We start from the raw sequence: 22346 nt of genomic DNA, 5'->3' as shown, positions 1-22346 counted from the left end.
ACCGATCCTGCACGATGCCTGGCATGGACCCGCGGCGCCTCCGTCTCCTCCTCGAGCTCTCCCGTCTCGGCTCGATGCGGGCGGTCGCCGAGACCCTGCACCTGACCACGTCCTCGGTCTCGCAGCAGATCGCCGCGCTCGCCCGCGAGGCCGGCACGCCGCTGCTCGAGCCCGAAGGCCGGCGCGTGAGGCTCACCCCGGCCGGTCTCCGGCTCGCCGACCACGCGGTGACGGTGATGGCCGCGATCGACGCCGCCCGGGCCGACCTCGACCCCGACGCCGAGCCCAGCGGGACCATCCGGGTCGGCGGGTTCGCCACCGCCATCCGCCGCTCATTGCTGCCGGTGGTCGCCGAGATGGCGGGCTCACACCCGGATGTCGACGTGTCGGTCCAGGAGTACGAGCCTCGGGAGGCCCTCGACCTGCTCACCGCGGACCGGCTCGACCTGGCCCTGGTCTACGACTACAACCTCGCCCCGGTCTCGCTGGGCCCCGAGGTCGCGGCGAGGCACCTGTGGGACGTCCCCTGGGGGCTCGGCGTCTCCGAGGACGGGAAGCCGCGCGAGCCGGCCGACCTCGCGACGTACGCCGACGCGACCTGGATCGTGAACTCGCGCAACACCGCTGACGAGGACGCCGTCCGCACGCTCGCCGCGCTGGCCGGCTTCACCCCGCGGATCCGGCACCACATCGACAGCCTCGACCTCGTCGAGGACCTGATCCTGGCCGGCCACGGCGTCGGGTTGCTGCCGCGGGAGCGCGCGACCCGCGCCGGCGTACGCGTGCTGACGATCGCGGACCCGCCGGTGGTGCTCCGCGCCTACGCCGTCGTACGGCGCGGGCGGGACGCCTGGCCGCCGCTGCGGCTGGTCCTGGAGAAGCTGACCGGGGACCTCAGAGCTTCCTGACGAAGATGTGATCGGCCGCTTCGGGCACGATCTCGGCGGTCTCGCCACCCGACCCGACCAGCACTCCCTCGCCGGTGGCGACCACGGTCACGGTCTTGCCGGGCAGCGCACCGACCCGGCGCAGCGCGCCCATGAGGTCCTCGTCCTTCTGCATCTCCTCGGAGATCCGCCGGATGTGCACCCGCGAGTCGCTGTGACCGGCCGCGACCGACAGCGCCTCGACGTCGGTCATGAACTCCTCGCCGAGGGACGACTCGCCGAGCTCGTCGAGGCCCGGGATCGGGTTGCCGTACGGCGACTCGGTGGGGTGGTCGAGCAGCTCGACGAGGCGCCGCTCGACGGTCTCGGACATCACGTGCTCCCAGCGGCAGGCCTCGGCGTGCACCAGCTCCCAGTCGAGCCCGATCACGTCGGTGAGCAGCCGCTCTGCGAGCCGGTGCTTGCGCATGACCCGGGTGGCGAGGCGGTTGCCCTCCTCGGTGAGCTCCAGGTGGCGGTCCCCCTCGACGGTGAGCAGGCCGTCGCGCTCCATGCGGGCCACGGTCTGGCTGACGGTCGGGCCGCTCTGGTGCAGGCGCTCGGCGATCCGCGCGCGCAGCGGCACGATGCCCTCCTCGACCAGCTCGTAGATGGTCCGGAGGTACATCTCGGTGGTGTCGATCAGGTCGCTCACCGGATCATTCTTACGTATCCGTGGGACCCGCTGGCACAGTGGACGCGATGAGCGACGCGAACACCACGGTCATGTGGTTCCGCCGCGACCTGCGGCTCTCGGACAACCCGGCCCTCCTCGACGCGTGCGCGTCCGACGGGGTGCTGCCGCTGTTCGTGCTCGACCCCGCACTGTGGGGACCGGCCGGACCGAGCCGGCGGGCGTACCTCGCCGCCTCCCTGCGCGCCCTCGACGCCTCGCTCCGGCAGCGGAACGCCGGGCTGTCGGTGGTGCGCGGCAACCCGGTCCCGCAGGTGCTGCTGGCGGCGAAGGCGGTCGGCGCCACGCGGGTCCACGTCGCCGCGGACTACGGCCCCTATGGCCACCGCCGCGACGCCGAGGTCGAGGAGGCCCTGGCCGACCACGGCATCGAGCTGGTCCGCACGGGATCGCCGTACGCCGTGGCGCCGGGGCGGGTGACCAACGGCTCCGGCGACCCCTACAAGGTGTTCACGCCGTTCTCGAAGGCGTGGGCCGGCCACGGCTGGCGGGCGCCGGTCGACGCCCCGACCGGGGCGCGCTGGCTGGCGCTCGACGACACCGTCGACCTCCCCTCCCCCGCGCTCCCGGACGGCCTCGAGCTGCCCGAGGCCGGGGAGGCCGCCGCCCGGCGCCGGTGGCGGGAGTACGTCGATGGTGACCTCGCGTCGTACGCCGACGACCGGGACCGGCCCGACCTCGACCGGACCTCGCACATGTCGGTGCACCTGAAGTGGGGTGAGATCCACCCGCGCACGATGCTCGCCGACCTGGCCCGCGGCGCCGGCCCCGCGACGTACCGCACCGAGCTGGCCTGGCGCGAGTTCTACGCCGACGTGCTGTTCCAGCGGCCGGAGACCGCGCGGGAGTACCTCCGCCCGGAGTTCGCGCGCATGGAGTACGACGAGCCCGACGGCCGGCTCGACGCGTGGCGGCGCGGGCGGACCGGCTACCCGATCGTCGACGCCGGGATGCGACAGCTGCGCGCGACCGGCTGGATGCACAACCGGGTGCGCATGATCGTGGCGTCGTTCCTGGTCAAGGACCTGCACCTCGAGTGGCGGCACGGCGCCCGGCACTTCATGCGCTGGCTGGTCGACGGCGACCTGGCCTCCAACCAGCACGGCTGGCAGTGGACCGCGGGCTGCGGCACCGACGCGGCGCCGTACTTCCGGGTCTTCAACCCGACCTCGCAGGGCCGCAAGTTCGATCCGGACGGCGACTACGTCCGGCGCTGGGTGCCGGAGCTGGCGGGCGCCGAGGATCCGCACGAGCCGGGCCCGGTCGACGGCTACCCGGCGCCGATCGTCGACCACGCCGAGGAGCGGCGCGAGGCGCTGGCCCGGCTGGAGCGGATGAAGCGGTGACACCAGATCGACGCAGCACGCCCGGGCGTGCGACCGTAGGAAATTCACAACCAGCGGCAACTGCCGGCCGACGCCGGCAGTGGAGGAACGGATGACCGACCCCGTCTCAGCACCCCTGATCGAGCACTTCCCGACGACGGAGCTCACCGTGCCGTCCCGGTTCTGCGGTCCGAAGGACTCCGGCAACGGGGGGTGGACGGCCGGCTCGCTGGCCGCGCTGGTCCCGGGCCGCGAGGGCGAGGACCGCTGCCGCTCGTGGCCGGCGATCGAGGTGACGCTGCGCATGCCGCCGCCGCTCGACGTACCCCTGCACGTCCAGCACCTCGACGCCGAGCAGCCGCCGCTGACCGTGCTGGCCGCGGGCGAAGCCCGGGTCGCCGAGGCGCGCGTGCTCGACGGCGAGGTCACGCCGGTCGAGGCGGTGCCGGTCGAGGAGGCGCGTGCGGCCATGGCGACGTACCCGGGCCTCCGGTCGCACCCCTTCCCCACCTGCTTCGCCTGCGGCACCGGCCGCGCGGAGGGCGACGGGCTGCGGATCTTCCCTGGCCTGGTCTCGCCGGCCGCGGACGGCGGGCAGCGGGTGGCGTCGGCGTGGACGCCGGCGCCGAGCGTCGGCGAGGACTTCCACGAGTACGTCGACGAGGTGCCCCGCGCCAGCCTGCCGGTGACCTGGGCGGCGCTGGACTGCACGGGCGGCTGGGCGGCCGACCTCGAGGAGCGGATGATGGTGCTCGGCCGGATGACCGCCGAGATCGACGCCCTCCCCGCGATCGGCGAGGAGCACGTGGTGGTCGGGCAGCTGCTCGGCGCCGAGGGGCGCAAGAGCTTCACCGCGTCGACCCTGTACGACGCCGACGGACGCATCGTGGGCCGGGCCCGGCACGTGTGGATCGCCGTGGACCGCGCCACATTCGGCTGAACGGGTTTCGTCCTCGCCGCCCGGTCTGCCACCATGGTTCTCATGGTGAATTTGAACGATCCAAGGAACGCCTGGTGGCGGCACGCGGTCTGTTACCAGATCTACGTCCGCAGCTTCGCCGACGGCAACGCCGACGGCATCGGCGACCTGCCCGGGATCACCGCCCGGCTGCCCCACCTGCGCGACCTCGGCGTCGACGCCCTGTGGATCACGCCGTTCTACTCCTCCCCCCAGAACGACCACGGGTACGACGTCGCGGACTACACCGACGTCGACCCGCTGTTCGGCACCCTTGCCGACGCCGACGCCATGATCGAGCGGGCCCACGAGCTCGACGTGAAGGTGATCGTCGACCTGGTGCCGAACCACACCTCCAGCGAGCACGCCTGGTTCCGGACAGCGCTGGCCGCCGGGCCGGGCAGTCCCGAGCGCGCCCGCTACATGTTCCGCGAGGGCCGCGGCGAGCACGGCGAGCTGCCCCCGAACAACTGGGAGTCGGTCTTCGGCGGTCCCGCGTGGACCCGCGTCGACGACGGCCAGTGGTACCTCCACCTCTTCGACCCGACCCAGCCCGACCTCGACTGGCGCAACCCCGAGGTCGCCGACATGTTCGATGACGTGCTCCGGTTCTGGCTGGACCGCGGCGTCGACGGGTTCCGCGTCGACGTGGCGCACGGCCTGTTCAAGGAGGAGGGCCTGCGCGACCAGGTCGTCGCCGCCGACGAGACCGAGGCCGCCTCCGCCGAGCACTCCATGGTCGAGCGCGTGCTGCGCGACGAGCCCATGTGGGACCAGCCCGAGGTGCACGAGGTCTACCGCCGCTGGCGCAAGATCCTGGACGACTACCCCGGTGACCGGATGGCCGTCGCCGAGGCCTGGACCCAGACCCCGGAGTCGATGGCGCAGTACATCCGCTCCGACGAGCTGCACCAGTCCTTCAACTTCCACTGGCTCACCACGCCGTGGTCCGCGCCGGCCTTCAAGAAGGTCGTCACCGACACCCTCGAGGCGGTCTCGCTGGTCGAGGCGTCCCCGACCTGGGTGCTCAGCAACCACGACGTCACCCGGCACGTCACGCGGTACGGCGGCGGCGAGACCGGGCTGGCTCGGGCCCGCGCGGCCACGCTGACGATGCTGGCGCTGCCCGGCTCGGCGTACGTCTACCAGGGCGAGGAGCTCGGCCTCGAGCAGGTCGACGTCGCGCCGGAGCACCGGCAGGACCCGTCCTGGTTCCGCACCGGCGAGCCCGGCCGGGACGGCTGCCGCGTCCCCATGCCGTGGGGCGGGGACCGCGCGCCGTACGACTTCGGTCCGGCGGAGCAGCCCTGGCTGCCGATGCCGGCGCACTGGGACGCCCTGACCGTCGAGGCGCAGGACGGCGACCCGGACTCGACGCTGTCGTTCTACCGCGCGGCCCTGGCCGCCCGTCGTACCTTCGCGACGACCGCGGGTGACACCGTCGACACCTCGGGCTCCGACGCGGACGTGCTCGTCGTGCGCCGCGGTCCGGTGGTCTCGGTGACCAACTGCGGCGACTCCCCCGTGCCGCTGCCCGCCGGGGAGGTCCTGGTCGCCAGCGGTCGGCTGACCGAGTCGGCGGCCGGCACCCTGCTGCCCCCGGACACCGCCGCGTGGGTCCGCGCCTGACCCCGTTCCACACCATCTCCTGACAGTCCGCGACGTCCTGGCTGGATCTCTCCTGATCCCCGAGCCAGGACGTCGTGGACTTTCTCCTTGTCGCAGCGCGGGATAGTCCCAAACGAATGAGGGTCCGACACGCCGGTGGGAGCAACCGTTTCGTTGGGGACTACCCCGAGATGGGGGTCAGGAGAAGGCCGGCAGGTTCGGCAGTACCTCGGCCAGGGCGGTGCGCTCGGCGTCGTCCGGGGCGGCCCGGCCGGTGGCGATGAGGGCCACGCGTACGTCGTCGAGGTCGGCCGGGAACGGACCGGCCAGGGCCTCGACCACGCGACGTACCTCCGCCAGCGCACCGGCCTCGGGACCCGGCCGGCCGTCGAGGTGCGCGACCAGGTCGAGGTGGTGCACGGTCGCTTCGACCGCGAGCGTGCTGGCCAGGTCGCCGACCGTGAGCACGTGCCCCTGGGTGGCCACGAGCGCGCCCGGGTCCGACCGCCGTACGGCGTCGCGCGCGGCGGCCGACGTCTCGCCGTGCAGCGCGGCCAGCCGGGTCCAGTCGCGGAACATGGCGCCGCTGACCCGGGTCCAGCGTCGGCCGTTCGCGTCGCCCTCGGTGTCCGACCCCCAGCCCTCCCAGTAGGTCACGGCGTCCCGGTCCGGCCGCGCGTCGTACGGCGCGGGCGTGTGCAGCGCGACCAGCGCCCGCTGCGCGTCGCAGAGCACGTGGAAGACCAGGTCGCGCACCGCCCAGCCGCTGCAGCCGGTCGGCTCCCAGCTCGCCTCCTCGTCGACCGAGGCGACCGCCTCCTCGAAGGCGGCGTACGCGGACTCCAGCAGCGCGGCGCTCATGCCCCCACTCTTGCCCCACCGCCCCGATCCCGGTAGCCCGCGACGTGCTGGCTCGCCGCTGCCCGACGTCCGAGCCACTGCGCCACGGACTACCCCTGTGCCTTGGCGAGGTAGTCCCAAACCTTTGAGGGGCCGACAGCGGCGTGTCGACCCCTCGAAGGTTTGGGACTATCCGGAAAGGCGGTCAGTAGTCGAGCGAGGCGTTGTAGCGCGACAGGGTGTCGACGAAGGCGAGGAGGTCCTCGTCGGACCAGTCGCCGAGGCGCTCGTCCAGCCAGCGGCGGCGGTCGCGCTGGACCTGGGCCATCCGGCGGCGGGCCTCGTCGGTCACCGCGAGCAGCGCGGCGCGACCGTCGGCCGGGTCGGGGGTGCGCTCGACCAGACCGAGGTCGGCGAGGTGCTGCACCTGTCGGCTGATCGCGCCCTTGTCCATCGCGAACAGCTCGGCGATCGCAGAGCTGCGGCAGGGGCCGGACTCGTCGAGGTAGCTGAGCATGAGGTACGACGACGCCGGCAGGTCGGGGTGCACGGCACGGGCCCGCTCGGCGAGCACCCGCTTGACCCGCCGCAGCACGACCCCGAACTCGTGCTCGAGCCGGCCGAGCGAGTGGGCACGGGTGCCCACGCGCTCGGGCGACGCGGCCTTGGCGCTCATCGCGAGTTCAGCTCCGCGGTCGCCTCCGGGGCGAGCTCGTCCTCGCGCAGGATCGTGGTGCGCAGCGGGACCTCGCGGATGAACAGGACGCACACCAGGGCCAGCACGGCGAACGGCACGGCCACGAGGAAGATGTGGCCGGTCGCCTCACCGAAGGCGTTCTCGAAGATCGCCCGCACCGGACCCGGCAGCGAGGACAGGTCGGGGATCGAGTGGCTCTGGTGGCCGTCACCGGTCGCGATGCCGAGCCGGGTCAGGCCCTGGGTCACCTTCTCGGCAACCTGGTGGCTGAGCACCGCACCGAGCGCCGAGACGCCGATCGAGCCGCCCATGGAGCGGAAGAACGCGACCACCGAGCTGGCGGCGCCCATGTCGGACTGCGCGGTGTTGTTCTGCACCGCCAGCACGAGGTTCTGCATGGTGGCACCGAGGCCGAGACCGAGCACGGACATGAACAGCCCGACCACGAGCAGCGGGGTGCGCTCGTCGATCTGGGCGAGCAGGCCGAGCCCGACGATGACCAGCACCATGCCGCCGACGAGGTACCGCTTCCAGCGGCCGGTCTCGCTGATGATCCGGCCGGTCAGGATGCTCGAGATCAGCAGCCCGCCGACCATGGCGATCGACATCAGTCCGGCCTTGGTCGGGGACATGCCGCGGGCGAGCTGGAAGTACTGCGAGAGGTAGACGGTCGAGCCGAACATCGCGACGCCGATCAGCACCGAGGCCATGGTCGCGAGCGACGTCGTACGGTCCCGGAAGAGGCGCATCGGGATCACCGGCTCGCGGGCCACCCTCATCTCGACGTAGACGGCGGCGGCGAGGACCACGAGGCCCGCGATCACCAGGCCGATGCTGGTGCCGGAGACCCAGTCGAACTGGTTGCCGGCGAGGGACACCCAGACCAGCAGCAGCGAGACGCCGCCTACGATGAGGGTGGCGCCGAGGTAGTCGATGTGCACCTCGCGCTTGATCACCGGCAGGTGCAGGGTCTTCTGCAGGACCGCGAACGCGACGACCGCGACCGGGATGCCGACGAAGAAGCACCAGCGCCAGCCGACCGAGTCGACGAGCACGCCACCGACGAGCGGGCCGGAGACGGTGGCGAGGGCGAACGTGGCGCCGATGTAGCCGGAGTACCGGCCGCGCTCGCGGGGGCTGACCATCGACGCGATGACCACCTGGACCAGCGCGGTCAGGCCGCCGACGCCGAGGCCCTGGATCGCGCGGGCGCCGATCAGCACCTCCATGTTGGGCGCGAAGCCGGCCAGCAGCGAGCCGGCCGAGAAGATCACCAGCGCGGTCTGGACGAGGACCTTCTTGCTGAACAGGTCGGCGAGCTTGCCCCAGATCGGGGTGGTCGCGGTCATCGTCAGCAGGGTCGCCACGACCACCCACGTGTAGCCGGTCTGGCTGCCCTCGAGGTCGGTGACGATGCGCGGGAGCGCGTTGGACACGACGGTGCTCGAGAGCATCGCCACGAACATGGCGAGGAGGAGGCCGGAGAGGGCCTCGAGCACCTCGCGATGGGTCATCGCGCCGGACTGCTCGGCAGTCGGCGCGGGAGCGGTGGTGGCCTGGGACACGGGAGCCTTTCGGAAGTCGTTGACTCCGACAACTATCCTCCCGTTGGTTGCGATTCGCAACCAATTGCCGTGTCGTCCCGGTCACACGGCGGTACGACGCCGCACGGCGCCGCCATTTCCCACGGCTCGGCGGGTCGCTGGTCGAGGAGCGAGCGCCAGCGAGCGTCTCGAGACCAGGGCTACCGCGACGTGCCCGCTCGGCGCACACGACGAGCCCGCATCACCCGGCCGTCGGTCCGGGTCAGGAGCGGTCGCGCAGGGCCCGGGCGATCGAGGCGACGGCGTCGTCGCTGGGCGAGGCGGACTCGCGGTTGCTCTCCTCGAGCTGCACCAGCAGCTCGGCACGGTGCACCTTCAGCGACCGGGGCGCGTCGATGCCCACGCGGACCACGTCACCGCGGACCTCGAGGACGGTGATGGTGATGTCGTCACCGAGGACCACGCTCTCGCCCGGGCGACGACTCAGAACCAGCATGCGTCCACGCTACCGGGCGGGGCTCGCGGCGCCCGCCTCGCCCAGCAACGGCGTGGCGACCTCCAGCCCGGGCTGGTCGAGGACGATCTGGCCGCCGCGCCGGGTGGCGTGGTTGACCAGCAGGGGCGCGGCGAGGTTGGCGGTGGTCGTGGCCAGCGACTCGCCGGCGTTCAGCACCACCAGCAGCAGCACGTCCTCGGCGGTGCTGATGCCGAGCTCGGAGACCACGTCGTCGCCGACCTCGGGCGCGTAGTCGGGGAAGAACGGCGCGGGCGGCACGACCAGGAACCGCAGACCCGGGTCGTCCAGCGAGGCGAGGCTGCACAGCAGGCCGTCCTCGCCGAGCTCGACCAGTGCGAACCGCCGGTGGTCGGGGAAGCCCGCCATGGGACGGATCAGCTCGATCACCGGTACGTCGGTGACGGGGGCGTCGGTCACGAGCGCTCCTGCGGGTGAGGGTGCGGCCATCATCGCAGGAAGTCCAGCAGGCTCGGCTGCATGACCCGCGCGGTCGCGGCGAGGGCCGACTGGTAGGCGACCTCCTGCATCTTGAGGTCCACCATCGCCTTGGGCAGGTCGGTGTTCTCGATCTCCGCGAGCCGGGTGGTCAGGGTCAGCTCGGCGTCGCCGGCGGCCGTGGCGGCCTGCTCGAGGCGGGCCGTCCGGGTGCCGGCGTCGGCGCGGGCGGTGGTCATCGTCTCTCGGTCGGTCTCGAGCACGTCGATGGCGGCGGAGATCCCGGGGCCGTCGCCCCCGCGCAGTGCGGTGGCCAGCGCGTCCAGGTGGTCGAAGACGGTGTCGCCCGCGGCACCGAAGGCGGTCGGGCCGTCCACGTCCACGCGCACCTTGACCCCGTCGGCGACGGTGCGGGTGACCGCGCCCTGGACTCCGACGTACCTGCCGGTGGCGTCGTAGGCATGAGGGCCGCCGGTGACGCCGCCGAAGACCGGACGACCGAGGTACTGCGTGTTGGCGACAGCGATCAGCGACTCACGGATCTGCGCGACCTCGGCTGCCAGTGCGTCGCGGGCCTGGCTGCCCAGGGTGCCGACGTTGGCACCCTGGTCCGGATCTTCGAGGCGCTGTCCCTGCGGGCCACCCGGTCCAAGGAGGTCGACGCCCTGGTCGAGGCGGCCCGCGCGGCGCTCGGCCCGGCCCTCGCCGCGCCGTATCGCGAGGGGCAGACGCTGCACGTGCTCACCCTGCACCCGCCGCTCGAGCAGCGGATCCTGGAGACCATGCGCCCCGGCGAGCACGGGCCGGTCGTCGGGCTGGACCCGGAGACCGGCCAGGCCATGCTCACCCGGCTCGCCCAGCTCACCTCCGACGTCGAGAACCGGAACGTCCGGCCGGTGCTGGTCTGTGCGCCGCAGGTCCGCGCCGCCGTACGTCGCTTCGTGCAGCCGGTCGCGCCGCGCCTCCCGATCCTGTCGTACGCCGAGCTGACCGGCGCCGACGAGATCCGATCGGAGGGCGTGGTCACCGCCGAGGTGCACGCCGCCGTCGGGGCCTGAGCCGGGCCCGATCCGCCCCTGGAAATGCGACGACCCGCAGACGTGGACCCCTCGCGGGGCCCGCACCGGTGGACGTGAAGACCGGTTCGTCTGCGGGTCGGGTGACTGCTGTGGATTCGTCAGCAGCCGCTGCGGGTGGTTCCACCCGCGGGTTGCTGGCTGCTAGCGGGCAGCCACCTCACGCGTCCTGTAAGAAGTCATTCTTCGGACCACCTCCTTTCCCGTGTGCCACGAGCGTAGGTCGGCAGCGGCAGCGCGTTCAACCCATATTCGCGGGCTGTGGACGCGCGGTTCACTCGGTCGCACGCTCGGGGAGGTCCGGGCGGGTGAGGTAGTCGCTGGCCTGGCTGGTCCACCACGCCTCCACGGTGCGCAGCCCGGTCGGCGGCTCGAGGGTGCCGGCGCCGATGGACCAGCGCGCCGGGTCGCCCGTGGACCGCCAGAACAACGAGGACCCGCAGCGCGAGCAGAAGCCGTACCCCGCCTCCGGGACCGGGAAGAACCAGCGGAGCAGGTCGTCGGCGTCGACCACCTCGAGGTCCGCGACCGCGGCCGACGTCGCCGCCATGTGGTGGCCGGTGAACCGTCGGCAGCGCTCGCAGTGGCAGTCGACCACGTCGCGGAGGCCACCGTGGACGACGTACGTGATGCCGCCACACAGGCAGCGGCCGCGGGCGTCGGGAGTCTCGGGCACCGGCCCATGCTGGCACCCGAACCGGGTCCTTGGTCCCTACATCTTTCTCCGTCGGCGACCTACCGTGGTCGGGGACGAACCGAAGGAGGACCCATGGCACGGCCGGAGCCCAGGTGCCCGATCCGGATCAGCGATGCCTGCTCCCTCTGCGTGCCCGGGGCCACCGGCCCCGAGGACTGCCCCTTGGTCCGGCTGGTGATGGACGATCCCGACCTCCGCGAGCGGCTGGCCGGGCTGCGCCGAGAGTCCCTCGCCGGGACCCGCTGAGGCGACGCCGGACTCAGGCCACCTCCTCGGCGACCCCGGCGTTGAACTGCGCGTTGTAGAGCCGGGCGTACGCCGACCCGGCCGCGAGCAGCTCGTCGTGCGTGCCCTGCTCCACGATCGCGCCGTCCTCCATCACCAGGATCAGGTCGGCGTCGCGGATCGTGGAGAGCCGGTGCGCGATCACGAACGAGGTGCGGTCGGTGCGCAGCGCTGCCATCGCCTGCTGCACCAGCAGCTCGGTGCGGGTGTCGACCGACGAGGTGGCCTCGTCCAGGATCAGCAGCGCCGGCCGGGTGAGGAACGCCCGCGCGATCGTGACCAGCTGCCGCTCACCGGCGGAGAGGTTCGAGCCCTCCTCGTCGATCACGGTGTCGTAGCCGTCGGGCAGCGAGTGCACGAACCGGTCCACGAACGTCGCCCGCGCCGCCGCCAGGATCTCCTCCTCGGTGGCGTCCGGGCGGCCGTAGGCGATGTTGTCGCGGATCGTGCCCTCGAACAGCCAGGTGTCCTGGAGGACCATGCCGATCTGGCCGCGCAGCTCGGCGCGCGGCATCGAGGTGATGTCGACGCCGTCGAGCGTGATCCGGCCGCCGTCGAGGTCGTAGAACCGCATCACCAGGTTGACCAGCGTGGTCTTGCCGGCGCCGGTCGGCCCGACGATCGCGACCGTCTGCCCGGGCCGGGCGAGCAGGGAGAGGTCCTCGATCAGCGGCCGGTCCTCGACGTACGAGAAGGACACGTGCTCGAAGGCCACCTCGCCGCGGCGTACCGGCGGGTGCGGCGTGGGAGCGGCGTCGGCAGGTTCCTCGTCGGCGTCGAGCAGCTCGAAGACCCGCTCGGCCGAGGCGACGCCGGACTGCAGCAGGTTCATCATCGAGGCGACCGTGGTCAGCGGCTGCGTGAACTGGCGGGTGTACTGCACGAACGCCTGCACGTCGCCCAGCGAGAGCGACCCGCTGGCGACGCGCAGGCCGCCGACGACCGCGACCACGACGTAGTTCAGGTTCCCGATGAAGAACATCGCCGGCATGATCAGCCCCGACACGAACTGCGCGCCGAAGCTGACCTGGAACAGCTCGTCGTTCTCCTCGGCGAACCGCTTCTCGACCTCGCCCCGGCGGTTGAACACCGACACCAGCGCGTGACCGGAGAAGGCCTCCTCGATCTGCGCGTTGAGGGCACCGGTGCGACGCCACTGGGCGATGAACTGCCCCTGCGAGCGCTTCATGATCGCCCGGGTCACGACCAGCGACACGGGCACCGAGACCAGCGCGATCAGCGCCAGAAGCGGCGAGATCCACACCATCATCGCGAGCACCGCGACCACCGTCATCAGTGAGGTGAGCAGCTGGCTCATCGTCTGCTGCAGGCTCTGGCTGATGTTGTCGATGTCGTTGGTGACCCGGCTCAGCATCTCGCCACGCGGGGAGCGGTCGAAGTACCCGAGCGGCAGCCGGTTGATCTTGTCCTCGACGTCCTGGCGCATGGTCCGGATGGTGTTCTGGACGACGCCGTTGAGCACCCAGCCCTGGAGCCAGCCGAGCACTGCGGCGCCGGCGTAGATCGCGAGGACCAGCAGCAGCACCCGGCCCACCGCGTGGAAGTCGACGCCCTGCCCGGGCACGACGTGGTCCATCGCGGCCAGCATGTCGGCGAGGTTGTCGTCACCACGGGCGCGCAGGCCGGCGACCGCCTCGGCCTGGGTGGCGTCGGCCGGGATCTGCCGGCTGAACAGGCCGGCGAAGACCAGGTCGGTGGCGTGCCCGAGGATCCGGGGGCCGACCGACATCAGCGCGACGCTGGCGACACCGAGAACGACGACCAGGACCGCCTTGCTGCGCTCGGGCGCCAGCCGGCCCAGCAGCCGCCTGGCGGACGGGCCGAAGTCCATCGCCTTCTGGCCGACCATGCCGCCGCCCATCGGACCGCGGCCGGGACCGGGCCCGCCCTCGATCCGCTCGGTGGCCTTGAAGCCCTCCTGTGCCGAGGACTTGCCGGACGTGGCGGCGGTCTCCTGCTGGCCGGTGGTGTCGGTGCTCATGCCACCTCCTCCGCGGTCATCTGCGAGCCGACGATCTCCTGGTACGTCGCGCAGGTGTCGAGCAGCTCGTGATGGGTGCCGCGGCCCACGACCCGGCCGTCCTCGAGCACCACGATCAGGTCGGCGTCGAGGATCGTGGAGACCCGCTGCGCGACCACGAGCACGCTGGCGTCGGTCGTGGTCGGCCGCAGGGCGGCACGGAGCCGGGCGTCGGTGGCGAGGTCGAGCGCGGAGAACGCGTCGTCGAAGAGGTAGACCGAGGGGCGTCGTACGACGGCGCGCGCGATGGCCAGCCGCTGCCGCTGGCCGCCGGAGAAGTTGGTGCCGCCCTGCGCGACGGACGCGTCCAGCCCGTCCGGCAGGGCGGAGACGAAGTCCCCGGCCTGCGCCACGTCGAGCGCCTCCCAGATCTCCTCGTCCGTCGCGTCCTCCTTGCCGTGCATCAGGTTGCTGCGCACGGTGCCGGAGAACAGGAACGCCTTCTGCGGCACCAGCCCGATGCCCGACCACAGGACCTCGGGGTCGAGGTCGCGCACGTCGGTGCCCCCGACCCGGACCGCGCCCTCGCTGGTGTCGAAGAGCCGGGGTACCAGGTTGACCAGCGTGCTCTTGCCGGCGCCGGTGGAGCCGATCACCGCCACCGTCCGGCCGGGCCGCAGCTCCAGGGACACGTCGGCGAGCACCGGCTCGTCGGCGCCCGGGTAGGCGAACGTCACGTGGTCCAGGTCCACCCAGCCCCGCTTGCCCGGGTCGGGGGCGACGGGGTGCTCGGGCGGGGAGACGGAGCTGTGGGTGTCGAGCACCTCGACGATGCGGTCGCCGCACACCGAGGCCCGCGGGATCATCATCAGCATGAAGGTCGCCATCATCACCGACATGAGGATCTGCATCAGGTAGGACAGGAACGCGGTGAGCGCGCCGATCTCCATCTGCCCGTTGTCGACCCGGTGCCCGCCGAACCAGATCACCGCGACGCTGGAGACGTTCACGACCAGCATCACCAGCGGGAACATCGTGGCCAGCCAGCGCCCGGCCCGCAGCGCGACCAGGGTGAGGTCGTCGTTGGCGGTCCCGAAGCGCTGGGCCTCGTAGGGCTCGCGGACGAACGCGCGGACCACGCGGATGCCGGTGATCTGCTCGCGCAGGATCCGGTTGACCTCGTCGATGCGCGTCTGCATGCGGCGGAAGTTGGGGACCATCCGGCTGACCACGAAGCCGACGGAGACGAACAGCGCCGGCACCACGACGGCCAGGATCCAGCCCAGGCCCAGGTCCTCGCGCAGCGCCATGATCACGCCGCCGACCATCATGATCGGCGCCGAGACCGCCATCGTGCAGCCCATCAGCACCAGCATCTGCACCTGCTGGACGTCGTTGGTGCCGCGGGTGATCAGCGACGGGGCGCCGAAGTGCTGGACCTCGCGGGTCGAGAAGGTGCCGACCCGGTGGAACAGCTCGCCGCGCACGTCGCGGCCGAAGCTCATCGCCGTCCGCGCCCCGAACCAGACCGCACCGACCGAGCAGACGATCTGGGCCAGCGAGACCGCGAGCATCACGCCGCCGGTGTGCAGGATGTAGTCGGTGTCCCCCCGGGCCACGCCGTTGTCGATGATGTCGGCGTTGAGGCTGGGGAGGTAGAGCATCGCCACCACGCCCACGAACTGCAGGACGACGACGGCGGTCAGGAAGGTGCGGTACGCCGCGAGGTTGCGGCGCAGGAGTCGCAGGAGGTTCACGAGGCAGGGCCTTCCGAGGTCAGGTCTTCCGAGAGGGGCGCTGCGCCGGCCGGTCGCAGGACGCCGTGGAGGATCACGTCCGCGATCTCCTCCGGGGAGAGCGGTCGCTGGTCGGAGATGTGGGGGTGGCTGCCGGAGAAGGTGAGCAGCCGGACGAGGTGGACCACCCGGTCGACGGGCAGGCTGAACCGGTCGGCGTCCTGCGCGAGCAGGCTGGCCAGTCCTTCCTGGGCGAGCCTGCGCCGGGCCGCCGCGTCGGTGAACCGGGGCGGCGGCTTGGGCACGCCGAGCGCGGCCATCAGCGCGAAGATCCCGACGAACCGCCGCTGCAGCAGCGTCGTGTAGGCCACCAGCCGCTCCCGCAGGTCGAGGCCCGGGTCGATCGACCGGACGTCCTCGAGGAACACCTCGGGGTCGAACTCGGCGTCGAGAACCGCGTCGACCAGCTCCTGCTTGGTCGCGAACGCCCGGAACACGGTGCCCTCCGCGATGCCGGCCGCCTCGGCCACCAGCCGGGTCGACGTGGCCTGCCCGTGCTCGAGGAACAGCGGCCGCGCGGCCCGCACGATCGCGGCCCGCCGCTCCTCCGGCGACATCGGTCGCGCCCGCTCGCGCCTGGTGGTCTCCACGGGTCGAGCGTAAGTGAGTGAGTACTCACTCACAAACGGATATCCCGGGTGCGCCCGTTCGGGCGGGCGACGACCCACCCGGGCATGCGGGCCACCGGGTCCTTCGCCTCTGGCAGCGCGCCGACGGCCCCCTCGACGCTGGACGGGACCGGGCGGGCCCCGGGCCCGCGCACCTACTCGAGGAGGTTCCCGTGAGCACGAGACAGCACTTCGCCTGGGCGGCGGCCATCGCCGCCGCCGCGATCCTGACGCCAGCACCCGCGTCGGCGGCACCACCGAGCAACGACACCATCGACGGCGCGATCTCGGCATCCGTCGGGTTCAGCCAGGTGCTCGACACCACCGAGGCCACGACCGACGAGCAGGACACCCAGTTCAACGAGACGTGCGGGGCGCCGGCCACCGACGCGAGCGTCTGGTACACGGTGGCCGGCACCGGGGCCGGGGTGGTCGTCGACGTGTCCGCGTCGAGCTACTCCGCCGGTGTCATGGTCGGCACCGGCACGCCCGACAACCTGGAAACGGTCGCCTGCGGACCCGGGACCGTGGGGTTCCTCGCCGAAGCCGGCACGACGTACTACGTGCTCGCGTTCGACGACCAGGAGGACGGCACCGGGACCGGCGGGAGCCTCGACATCTCCTTCGCCGCAGCGCCCCCGCCCCCGACTGCCGAGATCACCGTCGACCCGCGGGGGACGTTCTCCTCGAAGACCGGGATCGCGCACCTCAGCGGCAGCTACACCTGCACCGACGCCGACTTCCTCGAGGTCGACGGAAGCGTCCGACAGCCGGTGGGACGCCTCGCCGTGACCGGTTCCTTCTTCGTCTTCGACGAGGGCACCTGCGACGGGACGCCGCACCCCTGGGCCGCGGACGTCGAGCCTGACAACGGGAAGTTCGCGGGCGGCAAGGCGATGACCGTGACGTTCACCTTCGCGTGCGGGCCGTTCGACTGCGCCGAAGGGTTCGCCGAGCAGACCGTCCACCTCAGCGGCGGGAAGAAGTAGTCCAGCGACGGTGTGCCCACCGACCCGGTGGGCACACCGTCCACGTCACGGGGCGAGACGCTCGGTGACCCAGCCGTCGCCGTGCCGGCGGTAGCGCCACCGGTCGTGCATCCGGTTCGGCCGGCCCTGCCAGAACTCCACCACGTCGGGCAGCACGACGTACCCGCCCCAGTGGCCGGGGACCGGCACCTGGTCGGGGAAGCGCGCCTCCGCGTCGGCGTACGACGAGGCGAGCTCCTCGGCGGAGACGACCTGCGACTGCGGGGACGCCCAGGCGCCGAGCTGGGCGCCGCGCGGCCGGGTGGCGAAGTACGCCGCGGACTCGGTGAGCGAGACCCGCTCGGCCCGGCCCTCCACCCGGACCTGCCGCTGCAGCGGGTGCCACGGGAACAGCAGCGCGCAGTCGGGGCGGTCGTTGAGCTCGAGGCCCTTGCGGGAGTCGTAGTTGGTGAAGAACACGAAGCCGCGCTCGTCGACTCCCTTGAGCAGCACGGCCCGCGACGACGGGCGACCGTCCACGCCCACGGTCGACAGGACCATCGCGTTCGGCTCGGGCAGCACTCCGACCTCGTCGAACCAGCGGCGGAAGAGCGCCACCGGCTCCGGCGTGAGGTCGGCCTCGGACAGGCCGGCGGCGGAGTACTCCGCGCGCAGGGCCGCGAACTGCTGCTCCATGGCGCGACCCTAGCGGCCCCGGTGGGCACCCGCCGTGCGTCCGGGACGGCGGAGGGGCAGAATGCTGCGGATGGCTACCCCCGAGTACGAGGAGCAGGCATGACCGAGGTCCACCACGGTCTCGAAGGAGTCGTCGCCTTCGAGACCGAGATCGCCGAGCCCGACAAGGAGGGCTCGGCACTGCGCTACCGGGGCGTCGACATCGAGGAGATCGTCGGGCGCGTCCCGTTCGAGAAGGTCTGGGGCCTCCTCATCGACGGCGCCTACGACCCCGGGCTGCCGCCCGCCGAGGCGTACAACATCCCGGTGCACACCGGCGACGTCCGGGTCGACGTCCAGGCCGCGATCGCGATGCTGGCACCGGCGTTCGGCTTCCGCCAGACCTACGACATCAGCGACGAGCAGGCCCGGGCCGACCTGAGCCGGGTCGCCGTCATGGTCCTGTCGTACGCCGCCCAGTCGGCGCGCGGCATCGACCTTCCCGTGGTGCCCCAGTCGATGGTGGACCAGGGCCACACCCTCGCCGAGCGGTTCATGATCCGCTGGAAGGGCGAGGCGGACCCGAAGCACGTCAAGGCGATCGACGCCTACTGGAGCTCGGCGGCCGAGCACGGCATGAACGCCTCCACCTTCACCGCGCGGGTGATCACCTCCACCGGCGCCGACGTGGCGGCGGCGTTCTCCGGCGCGATCGGCGCCATGTCCGGCCCGCTCCACGGCGGCGCCCCCTCACGGGTGCTGGGCATGATCGAGGAGGTCGAGCAGAGCGGCGACGCGACGTCGTACGTCAAGGGCCTGCTCGACAAGGGCGAGCGGCTGATGGGCTTCGGCCACCGGGTCTACCGGGCCGAGGACCCGCGGGCCCGGGTGCTGCGCCGGACCGCCCGCGAGCTCGGCGCCCCGCGCTACGAGGTCGCGGAGGCGCTGGAGCAGGCCGCGCTGGCCGAGCTCCGCGAGCGCCGCCCCGACCGCGTGCTCGAGACCAACGTCGAGTTCTGGGCCGCGATCGTGCTCGACTTCGCCGAGGTGCCCGCGAACATGTTCACCTCGATGTTCACCTGCGCCCGCACCGGCGGCTGGTCGGCGCACATCCTCGAGCAGAAGCGCACCGGTCGACTGATCCGCCCCTCCGCCGTCTACACCGGGCCGCCGGCCCGCAAGGCCTCGGAGATCGACGGATGGAACGAGGCCTGGGCCCAGGGCTGACCGGGGTCAGGAGCGACTGACGACGAGGTAGCGGTCGTCGGTGATCGCCTTGCCCCAGTAGACCGGCTCCGGCAGCGGCAGCACCTCGGCGTGTCGGCCGGTGCCGAGCACCAGCGCGGCCGCCTCCTGCCGCGTGATGCCGGCGCCGGTCGACCACGAACCCTCGATCAGCACCAGCCGTCCGCCCGGGCGGAGCAGGTCGACCCAGCGGCCGAGCGCGTCGGGCGGGTCGTCCATCGCCCACAGCACGTGCCGGCTCAGCACCACGTCGTACGACGCGGGGTCGAGGCCGGGGGCGTTGGCGTCCCCCACGCGGGCCCGGACCGGCACCCGGGCCGCCGCGGCCTTGGCCCGTGCCCGCGCCACCATCTCCGGGGAGACGTCCAGCCCGTCGACGGCGTACCCCTCGGCGGCGAGCAGCACGGCGAGGGTGCCGGTGCCGCAGCCGAGGTCGGCGATCCGCGCCGGGGCCGGCGGCAGCACCGACAGCAGCAAGGCCCGCCAGGCATCCCGCGTCTCATGGTCACCGAGACCGTGGTCGGGTTCGTCGTCGAACGTGGCTGCCTCGGCGTCCCAGAGGCTGCGGGCGTGGTCCGGGTCGGGCATCCCGCGAGGCTAGCGGGAGGGTCGCTCAGCCGCCGGTGCGGGCCAGTCGGGCGACGTAGAAGCTGGTCTCGGCCCGCGCGGCCTTGCGGGTCAGCGAGATGTGCATGTGGTCGCGGTGCCGAAGCGTCTTCGAGCACTTCCTCCGGGTCTTGCAGCTCGAGCTGAGGTAGTCACGCCGCTCGAACTGGTTGTAGGAGCTGTAGATGTGGTCGTTCCAGATGAGGTACATGATCCCCATCCGGCGTGCGAGCACGTGCGCCTCGCCGTCCTCCCTGGCCTCGAAGAGCTTCTCCATCAGCCGCTTCGCGCGCTGGCGGTCGGCGTACTTCGTGGCGTCGAGCGTCCAGTCGAAGGCCCGGCCCTCCTTGTGCTCCGAGGTGCCGCCGGACGTGCACGGCCGGGCGATCGGCCCGAACCCGCCGCCGTAGTGGTTGACGATCCAGCGACCCATCATCTTCGTGCCCTGCTTGGCCGTCGGCGAGCACCTGGTCTGCGGCTGGTACGGCGCGTAGTCCTCGAGCTCGAGGGCCTGGGCGGGCAGGGCCGAGAGCACCAGCGCCGAGGCGACTGCGGCGACCACGAGCGGGAGGCGGGAGAAGGGGCGGAACCGAGAAGTCATGGGGCAGTCCGAGAGATGGGGGAAAATGACCCGTCGAGACTAGGCGTCGCCGGCGTGTCCTGTCCCCGAAAGCTGGAGATTGCTGCTATCGGGTGACCGGCAGGCGGATCGCGAAGCAGCGCGAGAGCGGCGAATCGCGGTAGTAGCCGAAGCCGGGCACCGGCTGGTAGCCGGCCGAGGTGTAGAGCGCGATCGCCTCGGGCTGCGCGGTCCCGGTCTCCAGGATCGCCACCTCCGCGCCGGCCCGGTGCGCGGTCTCCTCGAGGTGGGCAAGCATCCGGCGGGCCAGCCCCCGACCGCGGCCTCCCGGCGCGACGTACATCCGCTTGACCTCGGCGGTCGCGGTGGTGCCGAACGCCTCGACGTCCCCGCGCAGCCGCCAGGCGCCGGTCGCCAGCGGCACCTCGCCGACGTACAGCACGAAGAAGGCGCCACGGGGTGCCTCGAACATCGTCGGCTCGATCGGTGTCTCGTCCCGGCCGCCGTACCGCGCGACGTACTCCTCCTGGACCTGCTCGACCAGCACCACGGCGTCCGGGTGCGTGATCGGCACCCGCGCGATCCGGACCTCCCCGGCCGCGCGTTCAGGCAAGCGACGCTCCGCACGAGTCGCAGAAGCGCGCCTCGGCGTCGTTGCGGGTGCCGCACTGGCGGCAGTACGGACCGCCGGTCGGCTCCGCGACCGCGTGGGTGCGGCCGAGGTTGCCGAGCCCCTCGCCGCTGGAGAGGTAGTCCAGCGAGTCGCGGGCGACGGGCAGGCCCTCGCCGGCGGTGTAGCGGGCCATCGCGCCGCCCCAGCCGGCCATCGCCAGCCAGCCGCCGACCGCGAGCAGCGGCAGGCCGACGAACAGCATCCAGAACCTGGTCGGCTCGCTCCCCGCGGTGACGACGTCACGGAAACCGACGAACAGGAAGTACGCCGCGAGCACGAGCACGACGACCGCCGCGACGCGGAAGTAGAAGCGGATCGTCGACTGGCGTGAGTACCCGGGATCGCTCACGGACTGGCTCCCTCGTCGGAGATGGTCGAAACGGATGCCACAATAGGCGTCGCTGACAACGTCGTCAGGACAAACACCGATCGACCTGAAAGGTTGTCGTCGTGACCGACGTACAGATCCCGGCCGACCTGCTGCCCGCCGACGGGCGCTTCGGCGCGGGCCCGTCCAAGATCCAGACTTCCCACCTCGACGCGCTGGCCGCGACCGGGGCGACGCTCATGGGCACCTCGCACCGCCAGGCGCCGGTGAGGAACACCGTCGGCCGGGTGCGCGACGGCCTGGCCGCCCTGTTCTCGCTGCCCGACGGGCACGAGATCGTGCTCGGCAACGGTGGTGCGACCGCGTTCTGGGACGTCGCGACGTACGGCCTGATCCGGGAGAAGAGCCAGCACCTGTCCTTCGGCGAGTTCTCCTCGAAGTTCGCCAAGGCCGCGTCCACCGCACCGTGGCTGGCCGACCCGTCGGTGATCGCCAGCGACCCGGGCTCGCGCCCCGAGCCGGTCGCCGAGGACGGGGTGGACGCCTACGCCTGGGCCCACAACGAGACCTCGACCGCGGTCATGGCCCCGGTGGTGCGTCCCGCGGGTGCCGCCGACGACGCGCTGGTCCTGGTCGACGCGACGTCCGGTGCCGGCGGGCTGCCGGTCGACCTGGCCGAGGTCGACGCCTACTACTTCGCGCCGCAGAAGTGCTTCGCCTCCGACGGCGGCCTCTGGATCGCCGCGCTCTCGCCGCGGGCCCTGGCCCGGGTCGACGAGATCGCCGCCTCCGGCCGCCACGTGCCGGCGTTCTTCGACCTGCCGACCGCGATCGACAACTCCCGCAAGAACCAGACCTACAACACCCCGTCCGTCGCGACGCTGTTCCTGATGGCCGAGCAGCTCGACTGGATGAACGCCAACGGCGGACTGGCCGGGATGGTCGCGCGGACCACCGAGTCGTCGAGCGCGCTCTACGGCTGGGCGGAGAAGACGTCGTACACCACGCCGTACGTCGCGGACCCGGCGCACCGCTCGCTGGTCATCGGCACCATCGACTTCGACGACACGATCGACGCGGCCGAGATCGCGAAGGTGCTGCGCGCCAACGGGATCGTCGACACCGAGCCCTACCGCAAGCTCGGCCGCAACCAGCTCCGGATCGCGATGTACCCCGCCATCGACCCGGCCGACGTCGAGGCCCTCACCGCCTGCATCGACCACGTCGTCGACCAGCTTCGTTGAGTCGCGCCTCGCTGGTCGTCGAGTCGCGCCTGACTGGTCG

Annotated in this window: 25 protein-coding genes; 9 read left to right on the top strand and 16 right to left on the bottom strand. The window is 72.2% G+C overall.

Annotation, left to right across the window (positions count from 1 at the left end; all coding sequences use genetic code 11):
* Positions 1-23 precede the first annotated feature (23 nt).
* Complete coding sequence (locus EKO23_RS13665) at positions 24-908, top strand: LysR family transcriptional regulator (RefSeq protein WP_134718196.1); 885 nt, start codon at positions 24-26, stop codon at positions 906-908.
* On the opposite strand, the gene EKO23_RS13660 is transcribed toward EKO23_RS13665, so the two are convergent.
* Entirely contained in the window at positions 895-1581 is a 687-nt protein-coding gene (locus EKO23_RS13660) for an iron-dependent transcriptional repressor DtxR (protein ID WP_134718194.1), read from the bottom strand. The genes EKO23_RS13665 and EKO23_RS13660 overlap by 14 nt on opposite strands.
* Before the next feature lie 47 nt (positions 1582-1628).
* On the opposite strand from EKO23_RS13660, the gene EKO23_RS13655 reads away from it, so the two are divergent.
* From EKO23_RS13655 to EKO23_RS13645, 3 genes are all read left to right on the top strand, one after another.
* The gene (locus tag EKO23_RS13655; protein ID WP_217702622.1) at positions 1629-2966 is read left to right on the top strand and encodes a cryptochrome/photolyase family protein; all 1338 of its coding nucleotides are present in this window, start codon (positions 1629-1631) and stop codon (positions 2964-2966) included.
* A 91-nt stretch (positions 2967-3057) separates the two neighbouring features.
* Complete coding sequence (locus tag EKO23_RS13650; RefSeq protein WP_134718192.1) at positions 3058-3885, top strand: hotdog family protein; 828 nt, start codon at positions 3058-3060, stop codon at positions 3883-3885.
* 42 nt (positions 3886-3927) lie between these two features.
* Positions 3928-5532 carry a glycoside hydrolase family 13 protein gene (locus EKO23_RS13645; RefSeq protein WP_217702621.1) on the top strand — a complete coding sequence of 535 codons (1605 nt, stop codon included), beginning with the start codon at positions 3928-3930 and terminating at the stop codon, positions 5530-5532.
* Positions 5533-5709: 177 nt separating this feature from the next.
* Here the strand turns inward: EKO23_RS13645 and EKO23_RS13640 are convergent, their stop codons facing one another.
* From EKO23_RS13640 to EKO23_RS26175, 6 genes are all read right to left on the bottom strand, one after another.
* The gene (locus EKO23_RS13640) at positions 5710-6372 is read right to left on the bottom strand and encodes a maleylpyruvate isomerase N-terminal domain-containing protein (protein WP_134718188.1); all 663 of its coding nucleotides are present in this window, start codon (positions 6370-6372) and stop codon (positions 5710-5712) included.
* 184 nt (positions 6373-6556) lie between these two features.
* Entirely contained in the window at positions 6557-7027 is a 471-nt protein-coding gene (locus tag EKO23_RS13635) for a MarR family winged helix-turn-helix transcriptional regulator (protein ID WP_134718186.1), read from the bottom strand.
* Positions 7024-8613: an MDR family MFS transporter gene (locus EKO23_RS13630; protein ID WP_246051079.1), complete on the bottom strand. Its 1590-nt coding sequence runs from the start codon at positions 8611-8613 to the stop codon at positions 7024-7026. The genes EKO23_RS13635 and EKO23_RS13630 overlap by 4 nt, the downstream gene beginning before the upstream one ends.
* A gap of 241 nt (positions 8614-8854) precedes the next feature.
* Entirely contained in the window at positions 8855-9088 is a 234-nt protein-coding gene (gene csrA / locus EKO23_RS13625) for a carbon storage regulator CsrA (RefSeq protein ID WP_134718184.1), read from the bottom strand.
* Positions 9089-9097: 9 nt separating this feature from the next.
* Positions 9098-9526: a flagellar assembly protein FliW gene (fliW, locus tag EKO23_RS13620; protein WP_246051078.1), complete on the bottom strand. Its 429-nt coding sequence runs from the start codon at positions 9524-9526 to the stop codon at positions 9098-9100.
* Between the two features lie 29 nt (positions 9527-9555).
* A complete protein-coding gene (locus tag EKO23_RS26175; protein ID WP_246051077.1) occupies positions 9556-10281 on the bottom strand; it encodes a flagellin in 726 nt (241 codons plus the stop codon).
* On the opposite strand from EKO23_RS26175, the gene EKO23_RS13610 reads away from it, so the two are divergent.
* Complete coding sequence (locus EKO23_RS13610; protein WP_246051084.1) at positions 10171-10602, top strand: FHIPEP family type III secretion protein; 432 nt, start codon at positions 10171-10173, stop codon at positions 10600-10602. The two genes, EKO23_RS26175 and EKO23_RS13610, sit on opposite strands and share 111 nt — an antisense overlap.
* Before the next feature lie 292 nt (positions 10603-10894).
* On the opposite strand, the gene EKO23_RS13605 is transcribed toward EKO23_RS13610, so the two are convergent.
* Complete coding sequence (locus EKO23_RS13605) at positions 10895-11296, bottom strand: GFA family protein (protein ID WP_134718178.1); 402 nt, start codon at positions 11294-11296, stop codon at positions 10895-10897.
* Positions 11297-11389: 93 nt separating this feature from the next.
* Here EKO23_RS13605 and EKO23_RS25290 point away from each other — a divergent pair, with 93 nt between their 5' ends.
* Positions 11390-11563 carry a DUF6767 domain-containing protein gene (locus EKO23_RS25290; RefSeq protein WP_167880465.1) on the top strand — a complete coding sequence of 58 codons (174 nt, stop codon included), beginning with the start codon at positions 11390-11392 and terminating at the stop codon, positions 11561-11563.
* Between the two features lie 13 nt (positions 11564-11576).
* Here EKO23_RS25290 and EKO23_RS13600 read toward each other — a convergent pair whose 3' ends face one another.
* The 3 genes from EKO23_RS13600 to EKO23_RS13590 are packed head-to-tail and all read right to left on the bottom strand — an operon-like array spanning position 11577 to position 15969.
* Entirely contained in the window at positions 11577-13604 is a 2028-nt protein-coding gene (locus tag EKO23_RS13600) for an ABC transporter ATP-binding protein (protein ID WP_134718176.1), read from the bottom strand.
* Positions 13601-15340, bottom strand: a complete 1740-nt coding sequence (locus tag EKO23_RS13595; protein WP_134718174.1) for an ABC transporter ATP-binding protein — start codon at positions 15338-15340, stop codon at positions 13601-13603. Before EKO23_RS13595 ends, EKO23_RS13600 begins: the two co-directional genes overlap by 4 nt.
* Positions 15337-15969 (bottom strand): TetR/AcrR family transcriptional regulator, encoded by a 633-nt coding sequence (locus EKO23_RS13590; RefSeq protein ID WP_246051076.1) that lies wholly within the window; start codon positions 15967-15969, stop codon positions 15337-15339. Before EKO23_RS13590 ends, EKO23_RS13595 begins: the two co-directional genes overlap by 4 nt.
* 191 nt (positions 15970-16160) lie before the next feature.
* Between EKO23_RS13590 and EKO23_RS13585 the strand changes: the two genes are divergently transcribed.
* On the top strand, positions 16161-16976 hold the full coding sequence (locus tag EKO23_RS13585) for a hypothetical protein (protein WP_134718172.1): 816 nt from the start codon (positions 16161-16163) through the stop codon (positions 16974-16976).
* A gap of 45 nt (positions 16977-17021) precedes the next feature.
* Here the strand turns inward: EKO23_RS13585 and pdxH are convergent, their stop codons facing one another.
* Positions 17022-17651 carry a pyridoxamine 5'-phosphate oxidase gene (gene pdxH / locus EKO23_RS13580; RefSeq protein WP_134718170.1) on the bottom strand — a complete coding sequence of 210 codons (630 nt, stop codon included), beginning with the start codon at positions 17649-17651 and terminating at the stop codon, positions 17022-17024.
* 99 nt (positions 17652-17750) lie between these two features.
* Here pdxH and EKO23_RS13575 point away from each other — a divergent pair, with 99 nt between their 5' ends.
* Positions 17751-18857, top strand: coding sequence for a citrate synthase 2 (locus EKO23_RS13575; protein WP_134718168.1), 1107 nt, complete (start codon positions 17751-17753; stop codon positions 18855-18857).
* Positions 18858-18863: 6 nt separating this feature from the next.
* On the opposite strand, the gene EKO23_RS13570 is transcribed toward EKO23_RS13575, so the two are convergent.
* The 4 genes from EKO23_RS13570 to EKO23_RS13555 form a co-directional block, all read right to left on the bottom strand.
* Entirely contained in the window at positions 18864-19463 is a 600-nt protein-coding gene (locus EKO23_RS13570) for a class I SAM-dependent methyltransferase (RefSeq protein ID WP_134718166.1), read from the bottom strand.
* 25 nt (positions 19464-19488) lie between these two features.
* On the bottom strand, positions 19489-20082 hold the full coding sequence (locus EKO23_RS13565) for a VldE C-terminal domain-containing protein (RefSeq protein ID WP_134718164.1): 594 nt from the start codon (positions 20080-20082) through the stop codon (positions 19489-19491).
* An 85-nt stretch (positions 20083-20167) separates the two neighbouring features.
* Positions 20168-20674: a GNAT family N-acetyltransferase gene (locus tag EKO23_RS13560; RefSeq protein WP_167880466.1), complete on the bottom strand. Its 507-nt coding sequence runs from the start codon at positions 20672-20674 to the stop codon at positions 20168-20170.
* Positions 20667-21083, bottom strand: coding sequence for a zinc ribbon domain-containing protein (locus EKO23_RS13555; protein ID WP_134718162.1), 417 nt, complete (start codon positions 21081-21083; stop codon positions 20667-20669). Before EKO23_RS13555 ends, EKO23_RS13560 begins: the two co-directional genes overlap by 8 nt.
* Positions 21084-21184: 101 nt before the next feature.
* Between EKO23_RS13555 and serC the strand changes: the two genes are divergently transcribed.
* Positions 21185-22306, top strand: coding sequence for a phosphoserine transaminase (serC, locus tag EKO23_RS13550; RefSeq protein ID WP_134718160.1), 1122 nt, complete (start codon positions 21185-21187; stop codon positions 22304-22306).
* The last annotated feature ends 40 nt before the right edge of the window (positions 22307-22346 follow it).

It is taken from the genome of Nocardioides guangzhouensis (genome assembly GCF_004519545.1).
Classification (GTDB): domain Bacteria; phylum Actinomycetota; class Actinomycetes; order Propionibacteriales; family Nocardioidaceae; genus Nocardioides; species Nocardioides guangzhouensis.
The sequence above is the reverse complement of the archived record's forward strand: the minus strand, read 5'-3'. Positions and strand labels throughout refer to the sequence as shown.